Annotated in this window: 25 protein-coding genes and 2 pseudogenes; 22 read left to right on the top strand and 5 right to left on the bottom strand. The window is 32.9% G+C overall.

What is annotated here, in order from left to right; genetic code table 11:
* Nucleotides 1-43: 43 nt before the first annotated feature.
* The 6 genes and pseudogenes from NSS97_RS14865 (at nucleotide 44) to NSS97_RS14840 (ending at nucleotide 3,958) form a co-directional block, all read left to right on the top strand.
* Complete coding sequence (locus tag NSS97_RS14865; protein ID WP_002168186.1) at nucleotides 44-232, top strand: DUF3970 family protein; 189 nt, start codon at nucleotides 44-46, stop codon at nucleotides 230-232.
* Between the two features lie 77 nt (nucleotides 233-309).
* Nucleotides 310-1,275 (top strand): nucleoside hydrolase, encoded by a 966-nt coding sequence (locus NSS97_RS14860; RefSeq protein WP_341113105.1) that lies wholly within the window; start codon nucleotides 310-312, stop codon nucleotides 1,273-1,275.
* A gap of 124 nt (nucleotides 1,276-1,399) precedes the next feature.
* The gene (locus NSS97_RS14855) at nucleotides 1,400-1,642 is read left to right on the top strand and encodes a GlsB/YeaQ/YmgE family stress response membrane protein (RefSeq protein ID WP_002013368.1); all 243 of its coding nucleotides are present in this window, start codon (nucleotides 1,400-1,402) and stop codon (nucleotides 1,640-1,642) included.
* Nucleotides 1,643-1,734: 92 nt separating this feature from the next.
* A complete protein-coding gene (locus tag NSS97_RS14850) occupies nucleotides 1,735-2,130 on the top strand; it encodes a hypothetical protein (RefSeq protein ID WP_002084959.1) in 396 nt (131 codons plus the stop codon).
* 253 nt (nucleotides 2,131-2,383) lie between these two features.
* Nucleotides 2,384-3,229 (top strand): annotated as a pseudogene (locus NSS97_RS14845) (aminopeptidase).
* Between the two features lie 24 nt (nucleotides 3,230-3,253).
* The gene (locus NSS97_RS14840; RefSeq protein ID WP_341113102.1) at nucleotides 3,254-3,958 is read left to right on the top strand and encodes a YjgB family protein; all 705 of its coding nucleotides are present in this window, start codon (nucleotides 3,254-3,256) and stop codon (nucleotides 3,956-3,958) included.
* Between the two features lie 15 nt (nucleotides 3,959-3,973).
* Here the strand turns inward: NSS97_RS14840 and NSS97_RS14835 are convergent, their stop codons facing one another.
* Nucleotides 3,974-5,179 carry an MDR family MFS transporter gene (locus tag NSS97_RS14835; RefSeq protein ID WP_341113100.1) on the bottom strand — a complete coding sequence of 402 codons (1,206 nt, stop codon included), beginning with the start codon at nucleotides 5,177-5,179 and terminating at the stop codon, nucleotides 3,974-3,976.
* Nucleotides 5,180-5,241: 62 nt separating this feature from the next.
* On the opposite strand from NSS97_RS14835, the gene NSS97_RS14830 reads away from it, so the two are divergent.
* From NSS97_RS14830 to NSS97_RS14810, 5 genes are all read left to right on the top strand, one after another.
* A complete protein-coding gene (locus tag NSS97_RS14830; RefSeq protein WP_341114640.1) occupies nucleotides 5,242-7,017 on the top strand; it encodes an ABC transporter substrate-binding protein in 1,776 nt (591 codons plus the stop codon).
* A 158-nt stretch (nucleotides 7,018-7,175) separates the two neighbouring features.
* Nucleotides 7,176-7,799: a DUF4004 family protein gene (locus NSS97_RS14825; protein WP_107886755.1), complete on the top strand. Its 624-nt coding sequence runs from the start codon at nucleotides 7,176-7,178 to the stop codon at nucleotides 7,797-7,799.
* Nucleotides 7,800-7,812: 13 nt separating this feature from the next.
* Nucleotides 7,813-8,523 (top strand): bactofilin family protein, encoded by a 711-nt coding sequence (locus NSS97_RS14820; protein WP_002189907.1) that lies wholly within the window; start codon nucleotides 7,813-7,815, stop codon nucleotides 8,521-8,523.
* 25 nt (nucleotides 8,524-8,548) lie between these two features.
* Entirely contained in the window at nucleotides 8,549-9,256 is a 708-nt protein-coding gene (locus NSS97_RS14815) for a polymer-forming cytoskeletal protein (protein WP_044438155.1), read from the top strand.
* A 23-nt stretch (nucleotides 9,257-9,279) separates the two neighbouring features.
* Nucleotides 9,280-10,815: a DHA2 family efflux MFS transporter permease subunit gene (locus NSS97_RS14810; RefSeq protein ID WP_107886756.1), complete on the top strand. Its 1,536-nt coding sequence runs from the start codon at nucleotides 9,280-9,282 to the stop codon at nucleotides 10,813-10,815.
* 54 nt (nucleotides 10,816-10,869) lie between these two features.
* Here the strand turns inward: NSS97_RS14810 and NSS97_RS14805 are convergent, their stop codons facing one another.
* On the bottom strand, nucleotides 10,870-11,190 hold the full coding sequence (locus NSS97_RS14805; RefSeq protein WP_002032538.1) for a hypothetical protein: 321 nt from the start codon (nucleotides 11,188-11,190) through the stop codon (nucleotides 10,870-10,872).
* A 412-nt stretch (nucleotides 11,191-11,602) separates the two neighbouring features.
* On the opposite strand from NSS97_RS14805, the gene NSS97_RS14800 reads away from it, so the two are divergent.
* A complete protein-coding gene (locus NSS97_RS14800; RefSeq protein WP_016101230.1) occupies nucleotides 11,603-12,385 on the top strand; it encodes a BC_2878 family exosporium-associated protein in 783 nt (260 codons plus the stop codon).
* Between the two features lie 542 nt (nucleotides 12,386-12,927).
* On the opposite strand, the gene ycaC is transcribed toward NSS97_RS14800, so the two are convergent.
* Nucleotides 12,928-13,563: an isochorismate family cysteine hydrolase YcaC gene (gene ycaC / locus NSS97_RS14795; protein WP_107886757.1), complete on the bottom strand. Its 636-nt coding sequence runs from the start codon at nucleotides 13,561-13,563 to the stop codon at nucleotides 12,928-12,930.
* Between the two features lie 490 nt (nucleotides 13,564-14,053).
* On the opposite strand from ycaC, the gene NSS97_RS14790 reads away from it, so the two are divergent.
* The 3 genes from NSS97_RS14790 (at nucleotide 14,054) to NSS97_RS14780 (ending at nucleotide 17,368) form a co-directional block, all read left to right on the top strand.
* Entirely contained in the window at nucleotides 14,054-14,824 is a 771-nt protein-coding gene (locus NSS97_RS14790) for a GNAT family N-acetyltransferase (protein WP_107886758.1), read from the top strand.
* Nucleotides 14,825-15,417: 593 nt separating this feature from the next.
* Nucleotides 15,418-16,113, top strand: a complete 696-nt coding sequence (locus tag NSS97_RS14785) for a CsxC family protein (protein ID WP_002013348.1) — start codon at nucleotides 15,418-15,420, stop codon at nucleotides 16,111-16,113.
* Nucleotides 16,114-16,240: 127 nt separating this feature from the next.
* Nucleotides 16,241-17,368 carry a BC_2427 family protein gene (locus tag NSS97_RS14780; RefSeq protein ID WP_107886759.1) on the top strand — a complete coding sequence of 376 codons (1,128 nt, stop codon included), beginning with the start codon at nucleotides 16,241-16,243 and terminating at the stop codon, nucleotides 17,366-17,368.
* A 363-nt stretch (nucleotides 17,369-17,731) separates the two neighbouring features.
* Here the strand turns inward: NSS97_RS14780 and NSS97_RS14775 are convergent, their stop codons facing one another.
* Nucleotides 17,732-18,163 (bottom strand): GNAT family N-acetyltransferase, encoded by a 432-nt coding sequence (locus NSS97_RS14775; RefSeq protein ID WP_060749954.1) that lies wholly within the window; start codon nucleotides 18,161-18,163, stop codon nucleotides 17,732-17,734.
* A gap of 225 nt (nucleotides 18,164-18,388) precedes the next feature.
* Here NSS97_RS14775 and NSS97_RS14770 point away from each other — a divergent pair, with 225 nt between their 5' ends.
* The 7 genes and pseudogenes from NSS97_RS14770 to NSS97_RS14740 all read left to right on the top strand — a co-directional run bounded on the left by NSS97_RS14770 (nucleotide 18,389) and on the right by NSS97_RS14740 (nucleotide 24,684).
* Nucleotides 18,389-19,249 carry a DegV family protein gene (locus tag NSS97_RS14770; protein WP_002032551.1) on the top strand — a complete coding sequence of 287 codons (861 nt, stop codon included), beginning with the start codon at nucleotides 18,389-18,391 and terminating at the stop codon, nucleotides 19,247-19,249.
* A 228-nt stretch (nucleotides 19,250-19,477) separates the two neighbouring features.
* Nucleotides 19,478-20,266: a PH domain-containing protein gene (locus NSS97_RS14765; RefSeq protein WP_107886761.1), complete on the top strand. Its 789-nt coding sequence runs from the start codon at nucleotides 19,478-19,480 to the stop codon at nucleotides 20,264-20,266.
* A 238-nt stretch (nucleotides 20,267-20,504) separates the two neighbouring features.
* Complete coding sequence (locus tag NSS97_RS14760; RefSeq protein WP_107886762.1) at nucleotides 20,505-22,115, top strand: M3 family metallopeptidase; 1,611 nt, start codon at nucleotides 20,505-20,507, stop codon at nucleotides 22,113-22,115.
* A 13-nt stretch (nucleotides 22,116-22,128) separates the two neighbouring features.
* Nucleotides 22,129-22,830, top strand: coding sequence for a 5'-methylthioadenosine/adenosylhomocysteine nucleosidase (locus NSS97_RS14755; protein ID WP_107886763.1), 702 nt, complete (start codon nucleotides 22,129-22,131; stop codon nucleotides 22,828-22,830).
* A 29-nt stretch (nucleotides 22,831-22,859) separates the two neighbouring features.
* Nucleotides 22,860-23,534 carry an HAD family hydrolase gene (locus NSS97_RS14750; protein ID WP_107886764.1) on the top strand — a complete coding sequence of 225 codons (675 nt, stop codon included), beginning with the start codon at nucleotides 22,860-22,862 and terminating at the stop codon, nucleotides 23,532-23,534.
* Between the two features lie 130 nt (nucleotides 23,535-23,664).
* Nucleotides 23,665-24,089, top strand: a pseudogene (locus NSS97_RS14745) (GNAT family N-acetyltransferase).
* Between the two features lie 97 nt (nucleotides 24,090-24,186).
* Complete coding sequence (locus NSS97_RS14740) at nucleotides 24,187-24,684, top strand: DinB family protein (protein WP_107886765.1); 498 nt, start codon at nucleotides 24,187-24,189, stop codon at nucleotides 24,682-24,684.
* A 44-nt stretch (nucleotides 24,685-24,728) separates the two neighbouring features.
* Here the strand turns inward: NSS97_RS14740 and NSS97_RS14735 are convergent, their stop codons facing one another.
* Nucleotides 24,729-25,145 carry a hypothetical protein gene (locus tag NSS97_RS14735; protein WP_002032565.1) on the bottom strand — a complete coding sequence of 139 codons (417 nt, stop codon included), beginning with the start codon at nucleotides 25,143-25,145 and terminating at the stop codon, nucleotides 24,729-24,731.
* Nucleotides 25,146-25,215 lie beyond the last annotated feature (70 nt).

The raw sequence follows: 25,215 nt of genomic DNA, 5'->3' as shown, positions 1-25,215 counted from the left end.
ATATACTTAGTACAGAGAAAATGAGAATTGAGGAATAGTAATAATGATTCGTGTACGTATTGAGGGAACTGAGGAAGAGATGCTTGAATTTTTAGAGAAAATGCCGGACATTTCTGGGTTTGAAAAAACACATATGAGAGAACCGAGAAAAGGGAATAATCCGAAATATGATTCAAGCAAAAATGTACTAGCATATTTATCTTATAAGAAGATTGAAGTCGCCAATAAATAGGCGGCTTTTTTAATTATCTCCGTTTCACCACCTTGTCTTTTTCGCATAATAATGATAGTAGATTATGCTGGAGAGGGGTGAGGAATGTTAATAAAAAAATAATCTTTTTCGGAGATTTTGGTATTGATGATGCAGTAACGTTAATTTATGCGAATAAAACATGCAAATTAGATATTATAGGTATCGTTGCAGAGTATGGAAATGTATCAAGAGAAATTGTTACGGAAAATGTTTATTTTTTAGAAAGATACTATGCTACAAAAGTAAAGATTATCGAAGGTGCCAGTAGACCAATGACAGCTGAAGAACCTTTGTTTTTCCCTGAAATTCATGGGGATCACGGTTTAGGTCCAATTATCCCACCGAAAATGAGAATTTGTGACAGAGAAAATTTTTGTGAATTGATTAAATTAATTGAGCCTTGTCCAGAAGATATTATTATAGTGGCGACGGGACGATTAACAACACTTGCAACATTATTTTTATTGTACCCAAATTTAATGAATCGAGTATGTTCTTATTATATAATGGGCGGTGCTTTTCTATTTCCGGGAAACGTTACACCTGTATCAGAAGCTAATTTTTACGGCGATCCAATTGCCGCGAATATCGTTATGAAATATGCGCAGAATGCTACTATATATCCATTAAATGTAACGCAGTGTGCTCTTATTACCCCTGAAATGGTCGATATTATTGATAAAGAAGGAACAGGGCAAGCGAAACTTATAAAGCCAATGATCGATTTTTATTACGAGAACTTTTACAAAAAAGAATATCCAGGTATTGCAGGGAGTCCGATTCACGATTTACTTCCGTTCATTTCATTTATAAATGATGATATTTTTGAATATAAAAAATCAGCAGTTTGGATAAGTACGAAAAATGATGTAACGAGAGGTCAAAGTGTTGCAGATTTTAGAAAAATAGCTGAGCCGACGAGGTTTGATGATCGTCCTATACAAAGAATTGCCGTTGAATTCAATTATCAAGCGTTTAAAGACGAATTTATGAGAACAATATTGAAGCCAGATTGTCTTTAAAAGGTTGAGCAGATTTGAATGATTTTCATAAGACGAATAACTTACGAAAAATGAAACATAACTAATGGTAAGCAATTGTTTCTGATTATAATTTTTATCGTTCAAAAATAAAGGAGGTAATGATATGATTTGGTCTTTAATCGTTGGTGGTATATTAGGATGGTTTGCAAGTTTAATTACTGGGAAGGATGTACCTGGCGGTGTAATCGGTAATATTATTGCAGGTATTGTCGGTTCTTGGCTTGGTACAGCGTTACTTGGTAAATTCGGACCTGTTATAGGCGGATATGCGATTGTTCCGGCTTTAATAGGCGCGATTGTTTTGATTTTCATCGTAAGCTTTATATTCCGTGCAATGCGGAAATGAATACAGGGGACTGTTTACATTTGTAAGCAGTCCCTTTGTATTATGTTGTCTAATCTGTTATGCTACTGTTATACAATCAGGAGGTGTCAGCATTGAAATCATTTACAGTAAATTTTCATCAAGAGGATAATGCAAAGGCAACAACAGTACATAAATTAAGTGAAGAGGACTTCGAGAAAGCAACAGAAAAAGGTACTCGTCATCTATTTGATTTAGATACAAACGTTGGTTTCTTCGTATTCTTTGATGCTGAAGATACAGAAGGAAACGAGCAATACTTAATGTTACAATATGAAGGAGATCATGAAGAACCAAGTGCTTGCTACGGATTTGATTTGAAATTGTTCTATCAATTTTTAGCACTATACTTAAATGATCTTGAATTCCAAGGTGAGACAAATGAAGAAGAGGAAGAAAATGGTCCAATTCATCATTTAGCGCACTTACTTTACCATATCGTTGAAGACGGTAAATCTATCGAAGTATAAAATACATAATTAAGGCTGTCCTTTAATAGGACAGCTTTTTTAATTATATAAATAGTTAATCTTAATGGATTTCTGATCATGACAAATGATTTGAATAAGATTCAGAAGGAACAAAACATTAAACCAGCAGAGAATGAGTATTCACTTTCTGCTGGTTTTTTGCATTTAAAGGAGATTTTGTAGCAGTTTAATTCAAGTTACAAAAAGGATATAGCGAGTATGGAGAGAAGGTGTATACAAGGAGATGAATAAGATGATTAACAATACAATTCCAAGCTTTTTGAAGCTTTTGGAAAGCGATGATATAGGATTACATGACTTGGACAAATATTATGATATGTATCCAGAAGCATTTGAAGAGTATTTTAATTATCATTGTCCTAAGACGGAAGAACGTCTTTCTAGTACAATTAAAAAATATCCTGAAAAACTAAAAGACATCCGTATTATTTCGGAAACTTTACCATCTATTATTCAAGAAATTAGTGAGGAGTATCACATTCAATTTGGTTTTAATATAGATTTGACTTTTCATCTATTTGTAGGTGGCTTTGGTTCCAATGCATTTGTAGAAAGCGATATTATTGGGGATATATTTCTTTCGGCAGAAAAATTATCTCCTGAAAGGGAGCATCTTCGTGTTATCGTTGCTCATTAAATTGGTCATATATATCATAATTTCGTATTGCAAGAGAGTGGAATGGATTGGACTAAAGCACAATGGACTGATGCAGCGGTTGGTTTATATCGTGAGGGAGTCGCGACATATTTATCGCAAAGAATAGCTAAAGGATTAAGTAAATCAGTCTATTATTCATATGATAATGATGGTGACGATTGGTTGTATTGCTATGAAGAACATAAAGATCATATTAAGAAACATTTTTTACAAGATTATGTTAAAGGGTGGACAGGTGAAAAAGAGAAAGAATGGTTCCGTCTATCCGGAGGGAACTATTTCGGATACAATCGACTCGGTTATTTTTTAGGAACATCGTATATGGAGTATATTGTGAATACTTTCGGGGAAAGCGAAGCACTTACTTTTTGGACCAAAAATAATTTGAGGAGTAGTGTTATGGAATGGTTACAAAAGTGAATATATTGAAGAGGGAGGTTGAAAATGATGAAAGTATATATGAAAGTACTTATATTTTTCCTAACTTTAACGTGTGTAGCGGCTTTAACCGCATGTACTAACGCTGAGGAAAAGAAACAAACTAATTCAACATCAGAAAATAGTACGGAAAAAAAGAGCGATACGTCAGAAAAGAGTAAAAAGAATGAAGAGACTGCTCCCAAAAAAGAGAAAGAACCTGTGGAAAAACCAAAAGATCAAGAATCGGTAAAACCTTCAACGGAGTCTAATACGAAAAATACAGTGCTTAATCAAAAATCAATTAACCATGTAAAATATTTATTTGAGCAAGCGAAAGAAGGTAAAGTACCTAACGTACCATATGCAGCACATACAGGTGACATCGAGGAAATAGAAAAAGAGTGGGGAAAAGCAGATAAAACTGATCAAGCAGGCAACGGGATGTATGCAACTTTTACAAGTAAAAATGTAGCATTTGGCTTTAACAAAGGATCTCAAGTCTTTGACGTTCGCTCATATCATTCAGAACTCAAATCGATTACGTTGCAAGAAATCGAAAAGGCTTTAGGAAAACCAGCGTCTGTTAAAGTAAATGGTAATGACAAAATATACGTTTATAAAGTAAATGACCAATTTGAATTGAAATTTATAATTCCGAAATCGACCGGTAAAGTACATCATATTTCTGTGTTCTCACCGGAGGATAGCATAAATAATATGGCAGGTTAAATAAAAGAGCTGTTCCTATAGGGACAGCTCTTTTGCTTTTGTTTTCTCTAATGACTGAACAAAAAATGCTTGAATGATACCACCAATTATTAATAAGAAGGCACAAATATAAAATAGAGTACTACCGCTTAATTTACTTAATAACAATGCACCTACAAAAGGCCCACAAGTTCTTGAAATATCCCAATGTATACCGTATATAGAAAAATATAATCCGCGTCTATGACTTGGAGCGATTTGTGAAACGAATCGTAGTAAGTGATTCAAAGCTATACTTTGCCCAATTACTAAAAAGAGCAATGTGAAGAATAATGACCATATTGTTGTGGAATAACCGTAGCCAATCGCAGCTAACGTAAAGCAAGTATAGGAAATAACAATGATTTTAGGCATAGAAAACTGTTCAGACCATTTCACAAGGAAAATTTGGAGAATCACTTCCATGACAGCTTTACAAGTTGAGATAAACACGAGTACAAATAGAAAATTTGGAAATACACTTTCGGCGAATATGCGATAATTCGATTCGGTTTGAGCGTAGAAAAAACTAATAGGTAGTGTAGAAACCATAAGTCCAAACACAGCATAATGCTTTGAAATAAATTGTTTTGGCGAATATACTTCTTTAGTTTTATTAACGCTTTGTCTGAGTGGGACCGTTTCAGGAAGCTGCGTCCAAACGAGAATAGCATATAGCGTAAGGGCTACACCTTGCAAAATAAATAAATACTCAGGGTGACTAGTATAGAAAAAGGCGCCGATTAATGGGCCAATTACAGAGCCGATTGCTCCCGTAGTATGCAGAACAGCAAATATTTCTGCCTGTTTTTCTTCCCTCGTTAAGTCAGCGATTTGAGCGCGCTGTGCCGGAATATATAATGAGCGTCCAATACCATTTACTACATACAATAAGGCGAAAAAGGCGACCGATTCAGCAAAAACGAAGCCGCTTACGGCAAAAGCTTGTAAAAGTAATCCGAGTAACATTATTTTCTTTCGGCCGTATTTATCTGTTACACCCCCAGCGATTAATGTAAACACAATATCAGCGAGAGGCTGTAATCCGAAAAGAAGCATTGTAACGATGACATTACCATTTAACGCTTTATTAACATGAACGATAAAAATGATAGCTAACATCGCTTCAGTCGTTCGGACTAACAATTCACCGAACAATCGAATGAGAATAGGCTTATTATAACGTTTTAAAAGATACTTCATTTTTATTTCCTCCTTTCTATATTGAAATGATAAGATGGAAGCTAGAAATGAAAAAGGGTAGAATGAAAGAGGAAGATTTTTCATCTTTTAGGGGGCGTTTTATGATTATTTTGGAGCAATATATGCACCTGTGGCTCCAGTATGGAAATGGGAGAGCAGAGGGAGAACAATTAGAAATAACAATACAAAATATATCTGAAACTTTATTTTGTACAGAGCGAAATAGTAAATTAATCATAAAAAAATTAGAAGAATTTAATTGGATTATGTGGTTTCCAGGCCGAGGGAGAGGAAATCGTTCAAAGTTGTTATTTCAAAAACATCCACTTTCTTTAATTTTAGAAAGAGGAAAAGAAATAACGAAACAAGGGGATGTAAAAAACGGGAGTGCATTTATTGAAAGGTATAGCTCATATTTTCCATCACTTCAAACTCAATTTCAAACTTGGATAGATTCGATATTCGGGTATCAAGTCGAAAGGACATCTAAAGGGAGAAGAGATGTACTACGTTTGCAAGTCCAAATGAATCTAGATATTGCATTAGATCCTGTATACGCTACGATGCGTTCGGAATGTCATATGGTAAAACATATATACGACACGTTAGTGTATATAGACGGAAATACAAACAGTGTAGAGCCAAGACTTGCGTTTTATTGGGAATATGATGACCAGAAATATATATGGACCTTCTACTTACGAAAAGGTGTTCAGTTTCATAACAGGAAAGAATTTACTGCTTATGACGTTGTACATACATTTAAACGATTCTTGAAAGCGAAAAATAATCCGCATGCGTGGATGTTACAGCACGTTGAAAGTTTACATATTCTTGATGACTACATTGTGCAGATTCGTTTATCTACAGATAATAAGCTGTTTTTACATGCTTTAAGTACAGAACAGTGTTCTATTGTAAATGAAGATGGAGATGGAAGGTTAATCGGTACTGGACCGTTTCGATTATGCGAAAAGAATGAGGATGTATTCGTATTAGAAGCAAATGATTTATATTTTCGCGAGCGACCATTTCTCGATCGAATTGAATTATGGAATGTAGAGCACAGCGTAAATACGTGCGATATTTTAGCGAAAGCACACTATAACAATATAGAAAAGCATCATAAAGAACTAACTAGACTTGAGTCGAATGTAACATACACTACATTAAATACCGCAAAAGAAGGACCTATGCAAAACACGATGTTTCGGAAAGCTCTATATAAAATCATTCATAGCAATGCGCTTATCGAGGAATTGCAAGGAGCGCGCGGAGAAATAGCAGAAGAATTGGTTCTAACAAAGGGTGGCACTATACATATAAATGAGGACATATATAAGCTTATTAAAGAGAGCTCTTACCGTAATGAAACACTGCGACTATATACATTTACAGAACAAGATCATGTTGAAGACTCATATTGGATACAAAAAGAGTGTGCGAAGTATGGCGTCACTATTGAAGTCGTTTTTCTTGAAACAAAAGAGTTATTGCAAACAAGTAAGATACAAAAGGCTGATATAATACATGATAGTGCGACAATTAGTGAGCGTATTGAAGAGAGTTTACTATATATGTTTCTTACAAAAAACAGCTTTATTCATCAACATAGCAATATAAAATTTAACGAAGTATTGCAGTCTTATTTTATAGAGAATCAATTAGAGAAACGGATGACACTGTTACACGATATTGAAGACACATTGTTACGTCAAATTCATATTATTCCTTTATATCGTAACAAACATCAAGTAAGTTCACACGAAAAAGTGCAAAATATAATGATTAATCCACAAGGTTGGATTGATTTTTATCAAATATGGTTTAAGGCTTGATATATAAAGGTTCTTATGCATGTTAGTAAGATGTGTAAGAACCTTTTTTGTATGGAAATGAAGTTTGTTTTGCACATTGTTACGCTACATGTTATAAAAGTCCATTTACAGCGTAACAGTGTTATGTTACATTGCTATTAGGAAGGAGTGATATACAGTTGATTACAAATTTAATTTCAAAAAAAGATTTATTAGAGTTAACTGGTATTTCATACGGACAGTTATATAGGTGGAAGAGAAAAAATTTAATACCGGAAGATTGGTTTGTACGGAAGTCAACGTTCACAGGTCAGGAAACATTTTTTCCAAAAGAAAAGATATTAGAGCGTATTGATAAAATTCAAACGATGAAAGAGGATCTATCGCTTGATGAATTGGCAAATATGTTTTCACCAAGCGTAACAGAGATTCTTTTAGCAAAGGAAGATCTCATTCGTAAAGAAATTACATCAGAACCTGTTTTACAATTTTTCATGGAGCAAACGAACAAAACGGCAGATTTTCAATTTGCAGATATTCTTTATGTATACGTGTTAGAAGAACTTCTTCAATCAGGAGACGTTAGCTTAGAAGAAGGGAAAATGGTTTTACAAGTTTTACGTGAAAATTATGAAGCGATTAAACATAAAAATTGTGACTTAGTTATTATTCGGAAGTTAGGGGTTTCTACATGCTTCTTAGTATCAAGCGTTGAGGATTTAATTTTTGAAAAGGGAACAAAGATTGTTTTACGTGTAGCAATTATGAAATTTACCGAAGCATTAAAAACTAAACTGTTGTAATGGAGGAGAAATAATGCGTACAGAAAATTTAATTATAAACGGATATGGTTCATCAAACGGTGGAGAGTTTCATAAAGTGCAACTAAATGGAAAAGGAACTGTTAATGGAAACGTTGAGTGCGACCAATTTGAATGTAATGGTTACGGAATTGTTACTGGTGATTTGAAAAGTAGCGATGCGAGAATTAGCGGATCAGGTAAAGTTGAGGGTACAGTTAGTGCAGAAATGATGCGAATCGATGGGAAAGGGACAATTACACAAGATGTAAAGGCGACCACTTTAAAAATTGCAGGAAAAGGGACGATAGGTGGTAATGTAACTGGTGAAGAATTTAAAATCAATGGTCAAGCTACGATTGATGGTAATTGTGAAGTTGATATTTTTTCTTCAGAAGGGCAATTTACAGTTGGTGGATTATTAAGCGCAGATGAAATTAATATAAATATTCATGGTACATGTAGAGCGAAAGAAATTGGTGGCCAAACCATTAAAGTAAAACATAGATTGAGTGCTTTTAGTAGACTATTTAAAACAGTATTTGGCTTACAGTTAGAAGCTGAACTGCTAGAAGGTGACAATATCGATATTGATTATGCTCACATAAAAACGGTAAGAGGAAACAATGTTACTGTAGGGCCGAACTGTGAGATTGAACTAATTGAATATACTGGGGTTCTTACTGTTGATAAAAGCGCAAATGTAAAAGAAATTAAGCAAGTTTAAGTTTAAAAGGGAGAGAGGAATCGGTATGGAAAATCAACATAGTCTTACTGTAAATGGATCAGGTAGCTCAGCAGGTGGAGATTATAACAAAGTAAAGATACGCGGCGAAGGAACAATCTCTAATCATATGAGTTGTAATGATTTTAAAACGTATGGTACGAGTGAAGTACGTGGCAATATGAAAGCGAAAAATTATGTCGTGTATGGAGATAGTGAAGTACAGGGGAATATGGAGGCGGAATATGTAAAAGTATATGGCAATGCCCAAGTACAAGGCGACGGACAAATTAATAAAACAAAAGTTAGAGGTATGATAGATTTTAAAGGGAAGCTATCCGGTGATTTCGTAGATGTGAAAGGCGCTTTAAATGTAAAGGGAGATATAGAAGTAGAGGAATTATTACTAACTGGTGGTCTTGAAAGTGATGGTTTGCTTAATGCTGAAAATATTGAAATCTCACTTCGTTATGAAGGAAGTAAAGTGAGAGAAATCGGTGGGAAAAAGATTACAGTACGTAAAAAAGCGAGATTTATTCCTTTTACAAGTCATGCAGGAAGCCTTCAAACATCAATTATTGAAGGGGATGATATTTATTTAGAACATACAATAGCAGACGTAGTAAGAGGAAATCATGTTATAATTGGCCCTGGCTGTGAAATTAGTGTAGTAGAATATCATACTAGTTTTAATCAGAAAGGTAATGCAGTCGTAAAAGAACATAAACAAATATAAGTAGTATGAGGGAGAGCAAGGTTATGGTTGAGAAGAATAATAAGCTCGGTTTTGTTGTGGCGGGCTTATTGCTAGGGATTTTAATGGCATCAATGGATAATACCATTGTCGTAACAGCGATGGGAACAATCGTTGGTGATTTAGGAGGCCTTGAAAACTTTGTATGGGTCGTTTCTGCCTATATGGTCGCAGAAATGGCAGGTATGCCGATTTTCGGTAAACTATCAGATATGTATGGTAGAAAGAGATTCTTTATTTTCGGTTTAATCGTCTTTATGATTGGTTCGGCACTTTGTGGAACTGCTGAAAATATTACACAGTTAGGTATTTATCGTGCCATTCAAGGTATTGGCGGCGGGGCACTAGTGCCAATCGCATTTACTATCGTTTTTGATATTTTCCCTCCAGAAAAGCGCGGGAAAATGGGTGGTTTATTCGGAGCAGTATTTGGTTTATCAAGTATTTTCGGGCCATTACTTGGCGCATATATTACGGATTATATTAGCTGGCACTGGGTGTTTTATATTAACTTACCACTTGGAATTTTAGCACTTATTTTTATTACATTATTTTATAAAGAGTCACGAGTTCATAGAGAACAAAAGATTGATTGGTTTGGCGCAATTACTTTAGTTGGTGCAGTAGTTTGTTTAATGTTCGCCTTAGAATTAGGCGGACAAAAGTATGATTGGGATTCTAGCTTTATTTTAAGTTTATTTGCTGGGTTCGCTATTTTAGTAATTGCTTTTATTGTTATTGAACGAAAAGTAGAAGAACCAATCATTTCATTTGAGATGTTTAAACAACGTCTATTCGGAATGAGTACAATTATTGCCTTATGTTACGGGGCGGCATTTATGTCAGCAACTGTGTACATTCCGTTATTTATTCAAGGTGTATACGGTGGTACGGCAACAAACTCAGGATTATTGTTATTACCAATGATGTTAGGATCAGTAGTTACAGCGCAGTTAGGTGGATTTTTAACATCGAAACTTAGCTACCGAAACATTATGATTATTTCTGCTGCAATTATGCTAATCGGATTATTCTTATTAAGTACATTAACGCCAGAAACAAGTCGTATATTATTAACAATTTATATGGTTATTATCGGTTTTGGAGTTGGTTTCTCATTCTCTGTACTAAGTATGGCTGCTATTCATAACTTCGGTATGGAGCAACGCGGTTCTGCGACTTCAACGAGTAACTTCATTCGTTCATTAGGTATGACACTTGGTATTACAATTTTCGGAATGATTCAAAGAACTGGTTTCCAGGATCAATTAGAAGAATCGTTTAAAGGTATGAGCGGGGGAATGAATACAAACGCTTTAGGAGATTCAAGAGCTATTCTATCAGAATCGGCAAGATCTCAAATTCCGCCGCAAATATTAGATGAAATTATTGAAGCTCTCTCTAGTTCAATCGTTCAGACATTTATGTGGGCGTTAGTCCCCGCAAGTTTAGCGTTCGTATTCGTTTTCTTTATGGGAAATGAGCGCATGGTATATAAAAAAGAACAAAGCAAGGTGAAAAGTGAAACATCAAAAGCATAAAGAAAAAGCTCCTTTCAATTTTGAAAGGAGCTTTTTCTTATGTATGGAGTCGAATTAGCCTTCGATAATTTCGTATTCTTCGTCTGCTAATAATAAAATTTGTGTTTTCTTACCTTTGTTTTGAACTTCGATTACATCATATGTACCTAAGTCTCTTAGCTTGCTTTGAGAAGCGTTAACCATAACTTCCATAGAATCAATTAAGATATCTTCTTCAACGTATGATTCAGGTAATGCCATATCTTCAGTATCTAATACACATGTATATAGATTTTGTAAGTTCTCAGCAGTTGGGTTTTGTTCCTCAACATCAATGATGTTTTTTACTGCTTCCATATTTTCTTCTTTTACTTGATATACTTTAATTTTAGTCATTGTTTTAATCTCCTTTATTACGTAATCTTAGAGGCTGCAATTCATCCCGCAATAACGAGCAGTAGACTCCCGCCTCAAGGTGAAGAAGCAAATGATGAGGACGGCAGGAGATAACTGCCCGTAAGAGCCCGATTGGTGAGGGCTAACCATTAGTAGGAGATAAAGCTCCCCGCTAATAGAAGTTTCACTTTATTATAACGCTTTTTTGTTGAAAGATGAAATTGTTATATGCATTTATAGTGAAAAATATATTTTATTACTTATTTGAGGAACGATGAGTTTCTTAATTTGACAGGCATATGTCTGTATACTTATCTAGACTAATATTAGGGTTATATTGTCCAAGCTTTTCTTACATACCTTTCATATTATATTTATTAGGTAAAACATATAGGAAAGGAATGGAGAATCAGTGGATTGTGAGCCGAAACGTGATTGTCAATGTTGTCAAAATAGTATATGTGAATTTTTGAAAAGTTTACATCCTTATTCTAGGGTTGAGAGTATCGTAATAGACGGAAACGAAATAGTTGTATCCTATTTTATTTCATTTAATGAGATAAAAGGTATAGTGTCGTTTGCACAAGAAGACAGTGAGGTAATATTTGTAGATTGTTCAAGAATTGATGCGATTCGAATAGGGAAAGTTTGTAGTTGTAAAACGAAAGTTAAATTTATTGAAGATGAATTCAGTTTACTTGGAAATGTTTGTCCACATTGTTTAAATGAGGGAAGTACACTATTCTTCGATTTTAATAATCCTGAATTAAGTTTATCTTTACAGGCAACAACGATTGATCCACCTAGATGTATTGAATTTGTAGATGAGCTTGGGAATGTAGTAAAGCAAATTACTATAGTAGGTGAAGCGATTGTTTCTAAAGATTTCGTTCCGGTACCTGAACTGTTAGATTTTCGATTAATCTTATCGGATATAACTGGAAATCCATTGAAATTTGGATTACTGTTTATTAACTTTCCTGATATTACATTTATCATTCTTTTCGCATCAAATGGATACCTCAACATTTCAAACTGTTTAAAAATAGAGAGTGGAACTGGAAATGCCGAAATAGAAGAGATGAAAAAAGAGATTATTAACGACAATAGTATGATGTACAATTCAATTATTAAGTTAACTAGAATATATAAAAATGGTGAGACGGAATCTTACATTTCTAAGAAGGAGTTATAATGTATTTATCGTAATTAACCCTCGTACACTATAATGAGGGTTTTTACATAAAAATGATTAAATGAAAAATTGTTACATTTGAATTTAACCATTTATTGTGTGGAATCGGAAATTTTTTAGCTTCTCTTTAGATACACTAATGAAAGTAAAGGTATTTATTGTTTTCTATACTGTATAGGCCGTAGTAGCGGGAAATAGGCTGGTTTGTACTATCAATTGATACGTGTTATTCCTTAATGCGTCACTGCCATAAACATGCAAATTAGGTACCCTGCTTACGCAACAAAATATGAAAGAAGTCAATTGCAGGGGATATTTATTTAAGTGTAAATAAATATAGCGGTGGAGTAGGCGATTATACAATATTAGTAAAATAATTAAAAAAAGGGCTGCTACGACAGCCCTTTTTTTAATTATGTAAATACCTGCTGTAAGTTTTTTGGGGAGTGAATTTTATTAGGAATAATTAGTCATCATTGTTACCATATATCGCCATCAAGTTAACGAAAATACAATACCAATTCTGATTTTATATTAAGATTTTACTTGCTAAGCTCTCTTTGAGCCCCCATATAGCTTCCAATGATATTTTGATAACTTGGAAGATGCTTAGCAAGTAAAGCTCCGAAACCTTCAACATCATTTCGCCAGTCACGCTGTAATTCTGCTGCAACGCTAAACCAGTTCATTAGTTGCACCCCTCCATGAGCCATACGCATAAGAGCGGCATCAGCAACTTGTTTACTAAAAGTTCCAGATGCATCCGTTACAACAAATACCTCATACCCTGCATTTATAGCTGATAGAGCTGGGAACGCAACACAAACATCAGTAACGACACCTGCGATAATTAACTGTTTTTTACCCGTTGCTTCAATAGCTTTTACAAATTCATCATTGTCCCACGCGTTAATTTGTCCAGGACGCGCTATTTTAGGCGCATTTGGAAATAGTTCGATTAATTGCTGCATGAGTGGACCATTAGGACCGTCTTCGAAGCTAGTTGTTAAAATAACAGGTAAATCAAAAAACTTAGCGGTATTCGCAAGAGCTAAAACATTATTCTTGAATTCATCACCACCATAGTCACGCACTAGACTGGAAATAAGACCTGTTTGATGATCCACTAGAAGAACCGCGGCATCACTTTTTGAAAGACGAGAATACAAATCAGACATTTTATAATCCCCCTTAATAAGCTTATTTACAAATCAATCTTACAGTTATTTATCTTGATTTGGTATACATGCAAAAATTTATCAACAAATAGTTTTCATTAGAATATTGGGAGGTATGTATTTTTATATTGAGGAATTACAAATTTTTCGTTTTGGGAAACAATGTATTAATTGAGTGGATAGCTATGTGGTATGGTCCTAATGCTATCTATTATTTGTGAATAATAATGTTTTTACCTGTAAATAGAAAATGAGATATGAGGACTAAAGTGAATCTGAAAATAGCAATTCTTGATTGGTAAATCATTTCAATGAAATTAGATGTTATAATAAAATTGAATTTACGTATAATTTGTAATTATTTGATATTTGAGAGTTGAGTTTCATAGACATTTACTTAGATAATAAATAAGTGTGTATAAGAATACTAATAAAAGTTAACTCATGAAAATGTTGAGTCTAGTTGATTTTAAAGAAAGCGGGAATGTAAATGATATATGAGGCAAAAATACATACAAGAAAAAAATTAGTTTCTATGTTCGAGGATTTTAATAATGTTGTTCTACTTTCTTATTTACAAGGACATATGGGCAATGCCTGGGTGAACGATCTTGAAAACCCGACAGTAGCGCAAATTACGGTAGGGATTTTCACATTTTACGCTGGGGATTCAAATGCAAAAGAGACAGAAGAGTTATTACGTAACATCCCTGAAAGAATTTTAGTAATCGTAAATAGTGATCAATGGAAAAAGCGTTTAGAAACATTCCATGAAAGAAAAATAGATAAGTTTTTACGATATAAATTTAAAAGAAATGCAGAAGTGTTTAATCGCTCAAAATTACAATCTTTTATAACTGCACTTCCAAAAGGATATGAATTAAGAAAAATAGATGAGCATATCGCAAATAATCCAACATTACACAACGTTTCTGAAGATTTTACAAGTCAATTTCGATCAATAGATGATTATGTAAATCGAGGTATAGGTTATAGCATTTTGTATAATGGAGAAGTCGTATGCGGTGCATCATCATATAGTATTTATAATGATGGTATTGAAATTGAAGTTGCTACTGATCTTGATCATAGAAGAAAGGGATTGGCAACTGTAGTTTGTGCGACCTTAATATTGGATTGTTTAGAAAAGGGGAGGTATCCAAACTGGGACACAGCGAATAGTACTTCTGTCAAATTAGCAGAAAAGCTAGGGTATGTTTTTGATAAGGCATATGATACTTATTTTGTAAATAATAAGTGAATGAACGGGAGCGTGTACGGATTGTACAACGTCATAAGACTAGTAAATTAACGTTTAGTAGTCTTATTTTTTATAATTGCAAACAAAAACTAAACTATCCAAAGATAAAAAGGTATTAAAAGAGATGTTAATAAATGAAATTAAGGGAAAAGAATGACGACAAGATTGGTTTCCTAAGAAGAGTTGATAAATTTTAGTGAAAAATTTGAGAATAAAACAATGATATTAATGATAAGGATGAAGGGATTCCGCAAAAATTTGGGTATAAAAACCGACTTTTTTTAGTCGGTTTTTATTTTTTTCAACAGTAGAGTGATACTAATATTGATTTTTCTTCTATTACTAGTGAATATAATTAACACATCAGTTCCTACTTCCACGATGAGGGTTCAGAAATTCTCTTTTTATATAGGTAGATAATCATCAAGGCTTAATATATTAAGTTATGTGTGTTTAACTAACAATAAATTTGCTATTTTTTTGTAAATGATGAAAGTAACTATTATACAAACCCACGCATTAATAGAAGAGATACATATACAGTATAGAGAGTTAAAAAACTCCAAAATATTGTATAAAGGAGATTATAAAATATGAGCGAACAATGCCCAATTAATGTACCATGTCAGGTAGATGGACAAACTCAAACGCCATTAAGTGATGCAGCTGCAACACCAATTCTTACTCCAGGAACACCGATTGTAAAAATACCAGTTGTATTAGCAGAAAGAACAATTCAAATTGTTGTAGAATCTGATATTTCATTAGATCCTCCAGCAACTGAGATTAAACGTGTGTTAAAAAATGTATTTTTAACACAATGTAAGTTAGTTCCTGTAGCATTTACTCCAGTACCAGGTACAAATTATCGCCGAGTTACAAGAGCAAAATTATTTGTACAAGGATATATTCGTAAAAATATTGAATATGCAAATGATGAGTGTAATGGAGTGCTATATGATCGTATTGCAAATGTTCCATTTTCTGGTTTTGCAGATTTAACAGCAGCTGATTTTCTATCACAAGCTGTAGTAGCTTCTTCCTCAGATACTACATCTCACTTTATTAATCCTAAAAATGGTGATTTACCACGTTTAGACAAATACTTCTTCGAAAATACAGTTTTTTATAATGAACAACCATATTGTGAATTAGTAAGCGCACAATTTTTCGAATTAGACTTTTCACCTTGTCCAACAGAATTAAACGAGCCATTTGGAACTCTTCGTGAAAAAATTGTACTAGATCTTACTTTAAAAGTTTTACAAGTACAACAAGTACAAGTATAAGACTAAAAAAGCATTGTCTTTAATAAAAAGACAATGTCTTTTTTATTATTATAAAACATATATAATGATGGAATGGTCGCGTACAAAAAGCATATTTTTATGAATTTCATCAGATGGGGGGATGGTGATGAATAAGCCATGGGTTGGTAAGGAAATATGGAACAAAGTTTACAAATGGAAAATGCTGAATGTTCAAGATGATCCGCGCGAAATAAGAGAAAAAAAGGAAAGTAAAGAAACAGAGTCAAAAAAAGAAGATAAAGTAATTGGAATAGAGAAAGAGAGTGAAAAAACTGGATTAACAAAAGAAAATAAAGCGATTGGATTAGAGGAAGAAGAGGTGAAAATTGAATCCGTAAAAGAATATGAAGAAAGAGAATTAGAGAAAGAAGAAATAGCAATTGAATCAAACAAAGAAAGTGAAGAGACTGAACCAGCAAAAGAAAATAAAGTGATTGGATTAGAGAAAGTAGAAGTAGCAAATGAATCAGAGAAAAAAAGTGAAGAAACTGAATCAAAGAGAGAAAGTATAGGTTTAGGATCAAAAATAGAGACTTCAGTGCATTCAATGGTAGTGAAAACGCCATTTTCTATTATTTCAGAAGTGTCTAGCTTTAAAGTATTTCCAAAAATAAATGTGAAAAATCAAGATGCATTTGTATTTCGAAATGAAAAAGATGCGGAGGGGCGTGAATTAGATTCTAAGTTATTAACTACAGTGCAACAGTATCATTCGGAGGCTTATTGTAAATTAGTTTCTTTAAATCTTCATGAAAAGAGAGTGCTTGTTGAATTATATAATCAAAAAGTTAAAGGGAATAATGAAGAGAATAAGGTAGAGACATCTTCATGGATTCCTATTCACAGCATAATATTAGAGAGTGAAAATGGGGGAGAAGTAAGTAATTATATAACAGCCAGACTACCAATAGAAATAGGAAGATATAAAGGTGAAATTAGTTTACGAGAAAAAGTGGTATTTACAGAAAAAGTCATAGGAATAAAAGAGGTGGAACAGGAGATTGTTTTGACAAAAACCAAATTTTTAGTACCAAAAGTAAAAAAGAATGGACAAAATAAATTTACAGTTGAAAAAGGGAGCTTATTGGTAGAAGGATATATATATCAATGTATTGATTACATATCAGAACAAAGTACATTTCATGACAATGTGTATCAGTTAGTACAAAATATTGTATTGGAATTAATCATTCAAGTGATACAAGAACAGGAAGTACAAGTGCGAATTACATAAAAATGATTATATTCCCTTGATTAGCTCATTATTTTTATTCGTAGCGTATCAATGCGTAATCTTTTGTAAATCATTCAGTGCTATAGAATATCCTCCAAACGGTTTATCCTCAATGAATTCATTTTAATATTTATGAAGGATGATATTATTGCTAGCTAGGATAGTTACTTAATTGTATGAATTTCTTCAGGTTTAAGTTTTAAAAAGGTGCTAACAAGTTTGTCAACGAACTTGCTAACACTTATTAAAAACGGGTATAAAATGTGGCGTATATGTTGTTTGAATAAAGAAGCTAATTCACAGATAATTGCTTGTATAATCTGATGTGTAATACAAAGTGCATTGACTCCTTTTTTACAAAACTCACAACTTAAATAGTAAAACATGTTTATCGTAATTTTCCAAACACCAATTATATTTTTTTAGAATAATTGGGTGGACAACTTCTTTCGTAGTATCGACTTCAGTATAGCCATATTTTTTATAAAAGTTTTCTAGTTCCTCGAAAGGAAGACAATACACATTTAGTATTTGTAATTTTTTTGCAGTTTGTACTAAAAATGAAACGAGTTGCCCAGCTAATTGTAGACCTCTAAATTTAGGGAGAATAAAAATTCCACCCATTTCAATAGTACCTTCATCTATTTGGACTAAACGTCCAACACCTGCATACTCGTTGTTATATGTAATGATCGCAACTGTGTCTCGTGTTAAATCACTTGGTACAAATCCTATCGATTCATAATGATTATTAACCCATTCTAAATCATTATATGTAGCTAGTTGAATACTCATATGTATCCTCCCTCAGAAAAAATGTAATATTCTCATTATACACAGTGTAATAACTTGTAAAAAGAGGTTAAAATGAAATCATTTTTATTTGCAGTTCAAGTTTTGAAGAATAGTGCATACAATATAAAGTCTTTTCCTTTCTTCATTTAAGTTTTACGTATATAATTTAAAAGTACTATTTTTATTTTATATTTTTTATATTTATAACAGAATAGAGGTTTAAAAATGGGTGTTAAAATCATTACGGACAGTGCGGCGGATTTACCGGTAGAATTGCTGCAAGCATATGATATTGATTTAATTCCACTCCGTGTATATGATGAAGCAGAAACAGAGTATTTAGATGGGGTTACATTAAAATCGGTTACATTACTGCAAAAAATGAGAGAAGGCGCAGTTTATAGAACGTCATTGCCTTCACTTGAAACTTTCCAAGAAAAATTTGTTTCTTATGCAAAAGAAGGTAATCCTTGTATATATTTAGCTTTCTCATCTGAACTGTCTGGTACATATCAATCGTCAGTTCTCATTAAAGAAGAAGTGAAAGAAACATACACTGATTTAGATTTAGAAATTATTGATACAAAATGTGCCTCACTGGGTCAAGGTATTGTCGTATTAGAAGCTGCAAAAATGGCAAAAGAGGGCGCATCAAAAGAAGAAATATTAAACCGTGTCGCTTTTCTAATGAACCATATGGAACATATCTTCACTGTAGCTGACTTGCAGTACCTAGTGAGAGGTGGGCGTTTAAGTAAAGTAGCTGGTTTTATCGGTGGTTTATTAAACATTAAGCCGATCTTAAATGTGGATGAAGGAAAACTTGTACCACTTGAAAAAGTAAGAGGGAAAAAGAAAGTATTAAGCCGAATTGTTGATATTATGGAAGAGCGTGGGAAAGACCTTAAAGGTCAAACAATCGGTATGACTCACGGTGATGATTTAGAAACTGCCGAAGCATTAAAAGCATTAATTACTGAAAGATTCGCTTGTGAAGTATTTATCGTAAATACAATTGGAGCAGCAATCGGAGCGCATACAGGACCAGGTGCGTTAACGTTGTTCTTCTTAAATGAAGTAGAGTAAAGTAAGAGATTGATCTTTGATCAATCTCTCTTTTTTTGTTGCGAGGTAATTATTTCTAAATGATGATATAGTATTGATTCTATGAATAATTAGTGATAAAGTATTTGTTTCTCTATTAATAAACGAAATCCAAGCAAATTTAGTAACCTTTTAGTATTAATCATAAAGTAGGGTACTAAATATTGTTGAAAATAATAGAATTTTCATATTGAAACTTGGAGGTTGATTATGGGTTTTTTTAGTTTAAAAGTGGTATGTGGTGTTTGTGATAATAAAGTTGGTTTGAATCGATACAAAGTAAAAAAATCAAATGCTTGGGTTTGTCCAGATTGCTTAAAAGCAGCAGGTGGCATGACTGTTGTGCCTGTAAATAAAGTTACAATTGAAGAAATTAAAGTAATGATTGAAGAGAAAAAAGCTGTAATTGATGCAAGGACAGAAAAAATTGCTGAAAACCCGATGTCAACTGCTGAAGGAATGTATCAATACTGTGTTGATAATAACTTTGGCTCTGGATATAACGAAAAGTGGGGTTTAAAACATTTCGGAGTACTTGAAAAAAACTTGATGCAAGCCGAAGAAGTTTTAATGACTTTTATCGGTTTACATAATTATGAATCCGCAACAAAACATGATCGTAATTTCGCATATGCTATTACCAATAAAAGAATTATGTTCGGTCAAAATTCTTTAACTGGTGAAAAGTTCAAATCCGTGGCTTATGAAAAAATAAATGATATAAAATTTGAAAAAGGATTATTATTTGGAGTCTTAACGATTGATACACCGCAAGAAAAATTTAATATTTCTTTAGAAAAAGATTCAGCAACAGCTATTAATAAAAATGTTCACCAAGTTTTGGATTCATTAAAAAATAGTACAACTGAAACTCAACCGGTTTCAACAGCTGTAATATCTGTGGCAGATGAGCTGAAAAAATTCAAAGAATTATTAGATATAGGTGTTATTACAGAAGAGGAATTTAACGCTAAGAAGAAACAGTTGCTTAATTTATAACCTAAATCTAGTAAGTGCTACTTCTGTATTAGCAAGTGGAATTTGTTTAGAAAAACTTCTTCCGAATTATGGGGATAAATAAAATCTATAAGTAGATGATTTCTGTATTTAACGGAAATCATCTTTTAAATTTATTATAAATCAGAATTTTTAGTTATGTTAAAAATTTCTTTATTCATATATAATTGTGTAGGTGCTAATTTGTTGTAACTGCTTGTAAAAATAGGAGGTTATTAAAATGAATGTCCTTATACAAACGCCAACTCAATGGGATTTATACAGGTTATATTCTGATGAACAAGACTTTATGTTTTCTATAGAACAACTAAAAATAGAATATAAAACTAAAAAAGATCCTGCAATCCTTTCACAACTTATACAGGCTATCGAAAAAGCAGAATATTACTTATATTGCCGTGCTGCTGAAGATGAGAAGCATCCTGAAGATACTTTACTAAGTGTAAAAGTAAATCAATTAAAGAAAGAAGTTCAACTATTAATAGAATCTAGTAAGGGACAAAGTGTTAATACAAATCATTCAAGTATTAAACTAATAGAAAATGAATTAAAAGCTTGGGAAGATATGTATACACAATTAAGAAATAAGATAGAAGTAATACACGATAAAGAGACTTTATCATTTGGACAAGCAAATTACGTTGCGATGAATAGTGATGATCATAATGAAAGATTAATAGTATTTGATTCTCTTACAAATGCTTTGAATAAGGAAAAAGATATCTTTGCTACTGTATTGAATCAAATAGGAAGATTACGTCATGCTAAAAGTGATGAAATGGAAGGGACAGAGATTTTAAAACAATCACTACAAGCAAATGGCATCTCTGAAACTGCATTATCCCAAATGTGGAATGCAACGGAACAAAATCTTACGAAGCTAGTAATTGCGTTAAACGGTTGTAAAAAAGGAAAGAATTCAATTACATGGCACGAGCTAATGACATGGAAAGAAAGTAAGGAGACTGTTATTCCTTTTTCAGTAGCAGTAAAAAACATATATGATGCACTAAAAAATATAGATGAAGAATTGGCACAGTTCGCACAGAATGCAATAGCGAATGGCTGGATCGATGCTGAACCGAGAGATAATAAACCGCCGGGTGGATTTTGTGCTCCTTTTTTCAGTGAAAAAGAATCTCGCATTTCACTTCGTTATGATGGAACAATTGATAGTGTAAGAGTACTTGCTCATGAACTGGGACACGCTTGGCATTTTTATGTTATGAGTCTTGAACAATCTACTTCATTTTTAGATGATTATCTGCCAATGAGTACAGCTGAATCAGCGTCTATTTTCTTTGAAACGGTAATCATGAATTATTTAATTCAAACAACAGATTGTGTAGAGATGAAAAAGTCATTGCTTAGCTGGAAAATAAGAAATAGTTTTAATTATGTTATGGCAATTCGTGCATCGTTTCAGTTTGAGAAGAAGTTTTATGAAGAATGCAAGGAAGGTCCTTTAAGTGCTGATGAAATTGAGAAATTATCTATAGCCGCGCAAGAAAAGGCATACAGGAATGCACTAACAGAATATCAGCCATTTGTTTGGATGAAATACGTTCAGTTTTATATAGCAGACGTTCCTTTTTACAATTATCCATACACATTTGGGTATTTAGCGAGTTTTAGTTTAATCGAAATAGCAAAGGAAAATAAAAATGCATTTCATTTGAGGTATAAAGAGTTTTTAAGAGAAACAGGAAAGGCCCCAGTTGAAGAATTGATGAAAAAACATTTTGATATTGATCTAACAGAGTATGAATTTTGGAATAAAGCTTTTATGCAAATTCATAAAGATATTGATGAATATTTGCAAATTAATTAAGGGGACTACATATATGAACAGAATCGGTATTATCGGAGCAATGCAAATAGAAATAGACTTACTTTTAGAAAAACTACATATAAAAGAGGAACATACTATTGCGGGAATACCTTTTTATAAAGGAAACTTCATGGATACAGAAATTATTATTACGCGATGTGGTGTAGGAAAGGTAAATGCCGCCGCATGTACACAAATTTTAATTAATAAATTTGATGTGAATTCTATCATTAATACAGGTGTTGCGGGTGGATTACATCCGGATGTGAAAATTGGCGATCTAGTTATTTCTACAAATGTTACGCATCATGATGTTAATAAAAATCAAATGAAGAATCTATTTCCGTTTCAAGAAGCGTTTCATGCAAGCGAGGAATTAAGAGATTTAGCCCGAAAAGCTGTTAATAGTAGTAGTTTAAATATTACTGTTCATGAAGGAAGAATCGTCAGCGGAGAATGTTTCGTCGAGGATTCAAAGTTAAAGGAGCAATTAGTCACTGAATATGCACCTCATTGTACAGAAATGGAAGGAGCAGCAATTGGGCATGTCGCTTATATAAATGATGTACCGTTTCTCGTTATGAGATGCATTTCTGACAGCGCAGATGATGAAGCGCAAGTTTCATATGATGACTTTGCGAAAACTGCAGCGAATTATTGCTCAGAAATTATTGTTGAGATGCTTAAAAATATTTCGATTAAAGCTGTATTGTAGTTCATAAGTAAAGAATGGGAGAGAATATCATGTTACAAGTACTAATTTTCGATATGGATGGAACTTTATTTCAAACAGATAAAATTTTAGAGTTATCACTAGATGATACATTTGATCATTTACGGTCACTACAATTATGGAATACGATAACACCAATTGATAAATATCGTGAAATTATGGGTGTACCTTTACCTAAAGTTTGGGAAGCTTTATTACCTAATCATTCTAATGAAGTAAGGGAACAAACAGATGCATATTTTTTAGAAAGACTAATTGAAAATATAAAGAGCGGAAATGGTGCTTTATATCCGAATGTAAAGGAAGTTTTTAGTTTTATAAAAGAAAATAATTGTTCTGTTTACATTGCTAGTAACGGCTTAACGGAATATTTACAAGCAATCGTATCTTATTATGATTTAGACCAATGGGTTACGGAAACATTCAGTATTGAACAAATACACTCGCTAAATAAAGGTGACTTAGTAAAAAGCATTTTGATGAAATATGATATAAAAGAGGCAGCGGTAGTTGGAGATCGTTTATCGGATATTAACGCTGCAAAAGATAATGGTCTAATTGCGATTGGATGTAATTTTGATTTTGCAAAAGAAGATGAGCTTGCTCATGCTGATTTAGTAATTGATGATTTAATGGAACTGAAGGGGATATTACCAGAATTGAAGAATACGTACATAACAAAATGAATAAGTTCACATTCAAATGAATGCTCAGGATAATATATTCTTGGGCATTTTTATTTTTTAAAAAGATACATTTGGATAGAGAAAGTGGGGGAGTAAGCTGGAAAATATACAAATAAAACGAATTGGAGATTTGCTAAAATATGAGGTCAATCACCTTGTCCAGGAAAGTAAAGAAGAAGGATTTAACTTCTTAATAAAACTAATAAATGAATATGAAAGTAAAAGAAATACATTTAGTAAAACGGGCGAATGTTTATATGGCATTTTTCAAGGTGATACGTTAATTGGAATCGGGGATTAAATCAAGATCCGTATACGAAAGATAATAAGATTGGCCGATTAAGAAGGTTTTACATTGCAAAAGATTACCGGCGGAAAGGATTAGGAAGGTTACTGTTAGGGAGAATCTTAAGCGATGCAAAAATCTATTTTACTATTGTTGTTTTACATACAGATACAGAACAGGGGAATCAGTTTTATACTTCGAGTGGATTTGCGAAAGGGAAAATGTATGTAGGAACAAGCCATTATCTAAACTTAGATAAAAGGATGTAGTGAATTATTATTTGATCTCCAAGGGAACGTTTGTTCTTCTTTGTGTAGATTTATGGTATAATTTATTTGAATCTACTATTAGAATGGGGATTAGATGATGGGAGAAAATAAAATTATTAATGATTTTAAAGATTATTCAATGTGGATAACCACATTGAAAGGTATGAAAGAAGAATTGTGGACAGCGCCAATATCAGAGGGGAAATGGACTATTGGTGAGATTGTATCTCATATTATGAATTGGGATGACTATCTTTTACGTGAGACATTATCATCAGTGAGAGATGGACAGGGAATGGAGTTCCCTGACTTTGATACATATAATAAACTAGCCTCTAATTATGCAAAATCAGGTATATCTAAGATAAAACTTCTTGAAGAAGCACAAGCTAAAAGAGAGTTACTTGTTCAAGAGCTTAACCGACTGTCTATTGGAAAGCTAAAGGAACATTTAACTGCCAATGGAGTATCATATTGTCCTCATACTGGAATGCCGTACTCTCTAATATATATTATTAAAGAATTCGTAGATCACGATAACCATCACAAAAGGCAGATTATTAATTTTTTAAATGAAAATCAAGTTGTTAACTGATAAAGAAAGATCCCGCGAATGATACTTGCGGGATCTTTAATTAATTATAATTTAACATTCATTTGTTTCAATAAAGTTTTCGGATCACCTTTTACATAATAAAAATGGGGATTATTCTCATCATCGTAAAGCATAATGTAAGGTTTTTCATTAAGTGGGAGAAGGATGAGTACTTCATCGATTGTTGTATGTAACCATTGATTTGTAATAGGAACAGGTTTTGATAACGGGATTTTTATCATATGACCATCTTTCGGAACGACATTTAAGTTTTTAAATGGACCAGTAATTGATTTTGCGTATTGAACTGCTTCTTTTTGAATGGCTGAATCTAAAGATTGTTTTTGGACCACCATTTCTTTTTTACAATCAAATACTTCAATTTGTTTATTTGTATTTGCGAACGCATTTGTTGATAATAAAAAGAAGAGAAGAGTAATGACTCCTATTTTTTTGAACATGAAACAACACCTCACACTTACTATACCCGCAAACGTTGTAAATATTTTTATGTCACATTGATGTAACAAA

This window comes from Bacillus sp. FSL R12-0074 (assembly GCF_038005725.1).
Taxonomy (GTDB): Bacteria; Bacillota; Bacilli; order Bacillales; family Bacillaceae_G; genus Bacillus_A; species Bacillus_A mycoides.
The sequence above is the reverse complement of the archived record's forward strand: the minus strand, read 5'-3'. Positions and strand labels throughout refer to the sequence as shown.

Bases quoted from the DNA above. Each gene is read 5' to 3' on its own strand.
- NSS97_RS14785 (WP_002013348.1), top strand. From the start codon at position 15,418: ATGAGCGAACAATGCCCAATTAATGTACCATGTCAGGTAGATGGACAA.
- NSS97_RS14770 (WP_002032551.1), top strand. From the start codon at position 18,389: ATGGGTGTTAAAATCATTACGGACAGTGCGGCGGATTTACCGGTAGAA.
- NSS97_RS14830 (WP_341114640.1), top strand. From the start codon at position 5,242: ATGAAAGAGGAAGATTTTTCATCTTTTAGGGGGCGTTTTATGATTATT.
- NSS97_RS14810 (WP_107886756.1), top strand. From the start codon at position 9,280: ATGGTTGAGAAGAATAATAAGCTCGGTTTTGTTGTGGCGGGCTTATTG.
- NSS97_RS14755 (WP_107886763.1), top strand. From the start codon at position 22,129: ATGAACAGAATCGGTATTATCGGAGCAATGCAAATAGAAATAGACTTA.
- NSS97_RS14790 (WP_107886758.1), top strand. From the start codon at position 14,054: ATGATATATGAGGCAAAAATACATACAAGAAAAAAATTAGTTTCTATG.
- NSS97_RS14775 (WP_060749954.1), bottom strand. From the start codon at position 18,163: ATGAGTATTCAACTAGCTACATATAATGATTTAGAATGGGTTAATAAT.
- NSS97_RS14815 (WP_044438155.1), top strand. From the start codon at position 8,549: ATGGAAAATCAACATAGTCTTACTGTAAATGGATCAGGTAGCTCAGCA.
- NSS97_RS14840 (WP_341113102.1), top strand. From the start codon at position 3,254: ATGATGAAAGTATATATGAAAGTACTTATATTTTTCCTAACTTTAACG.
- NSS97_RS14855 (WP_002013368.1), top strand. From the start codon at position 1,400: ATGATTTGGTCTTTAATCGTTGGTGGTATATTAGGATGGTTTGCAAGT.
- NSS97_RS14780 (WP_107886759.1), top strand. From the start codon at position 16,241: ATGAATAAGCCATGGGTTGGTAAGGAAATATGGAACAAAGTTTACAAA.
- NSS97_RS14735 (WP_002032565.1), bottom strand. From the start codon at position 25,145: ATGTTCAAAAAAATAGGAGTCATTACTCTTCTCTTCTTTTTATTATCA.
- ycaC (WP_107886757.1), bottom strand. From the start codon at position 13,563: ATGTCTGATTTGTATTCTCGTCTTTCAAAAAGTGATGCCGCGGTTCTT.
- NSS97_RS14820 (WP_002189907.1), top strand. From the start codon at position 7,813: ATGCGTACAGAAAATTTAATTATAAACGGATATGGTTCATCAAACGGT.
- NSS97_RS14805 (WP_002032538.1), bottom strand. From the start codon at position 11,190: ATGACTAAAATTAAAGTATATCAAGTAAAAGAAGAAAATATGGAAGCA.
- NSS97_RS14740 (WP_107886765.1), top strand. From the start codon at position 24,187: ATGGGAGAAAATAAAATTATTAATGATTTTAAAGATTATTCAATGTGG.
- NSS97_RS14865 (WP_002168186.1), top strand. From the start codon at position 44: ATGATTCGTGTACGTATTGAGGGAACTGAGGAAGAGATGCTTGAATTT.
- NSS97_RS14765 (WP_107886761.1), top strand. From the start codon at position 19,478: ATGGGTTTTTTTAGTTTAAAAGTGGTATGTGGTGTTTGTGATAATAAA.
- NSS97_RS14750 (WP_107886764.1), top strand. From the start codon at position 22,860: ATGTTACAAGTACTAATTTTCGATATGGATGGAACTTTATTTCAAACA.
- NSS97_RS14835 (WP_341113100.1), bottom strand. From the start codon at position 5,179: ATGAAGTATCTTTTAAAACGTTATAATAAGCCTATTCTCATTCGATTG.
- NSS97_RS14760 (WP_107886762.1), top strand. From the start codon at position 20,505: ATGAATGTCCTTATACAAACGCCAACTCAATGGGATTTATACAGGTTA.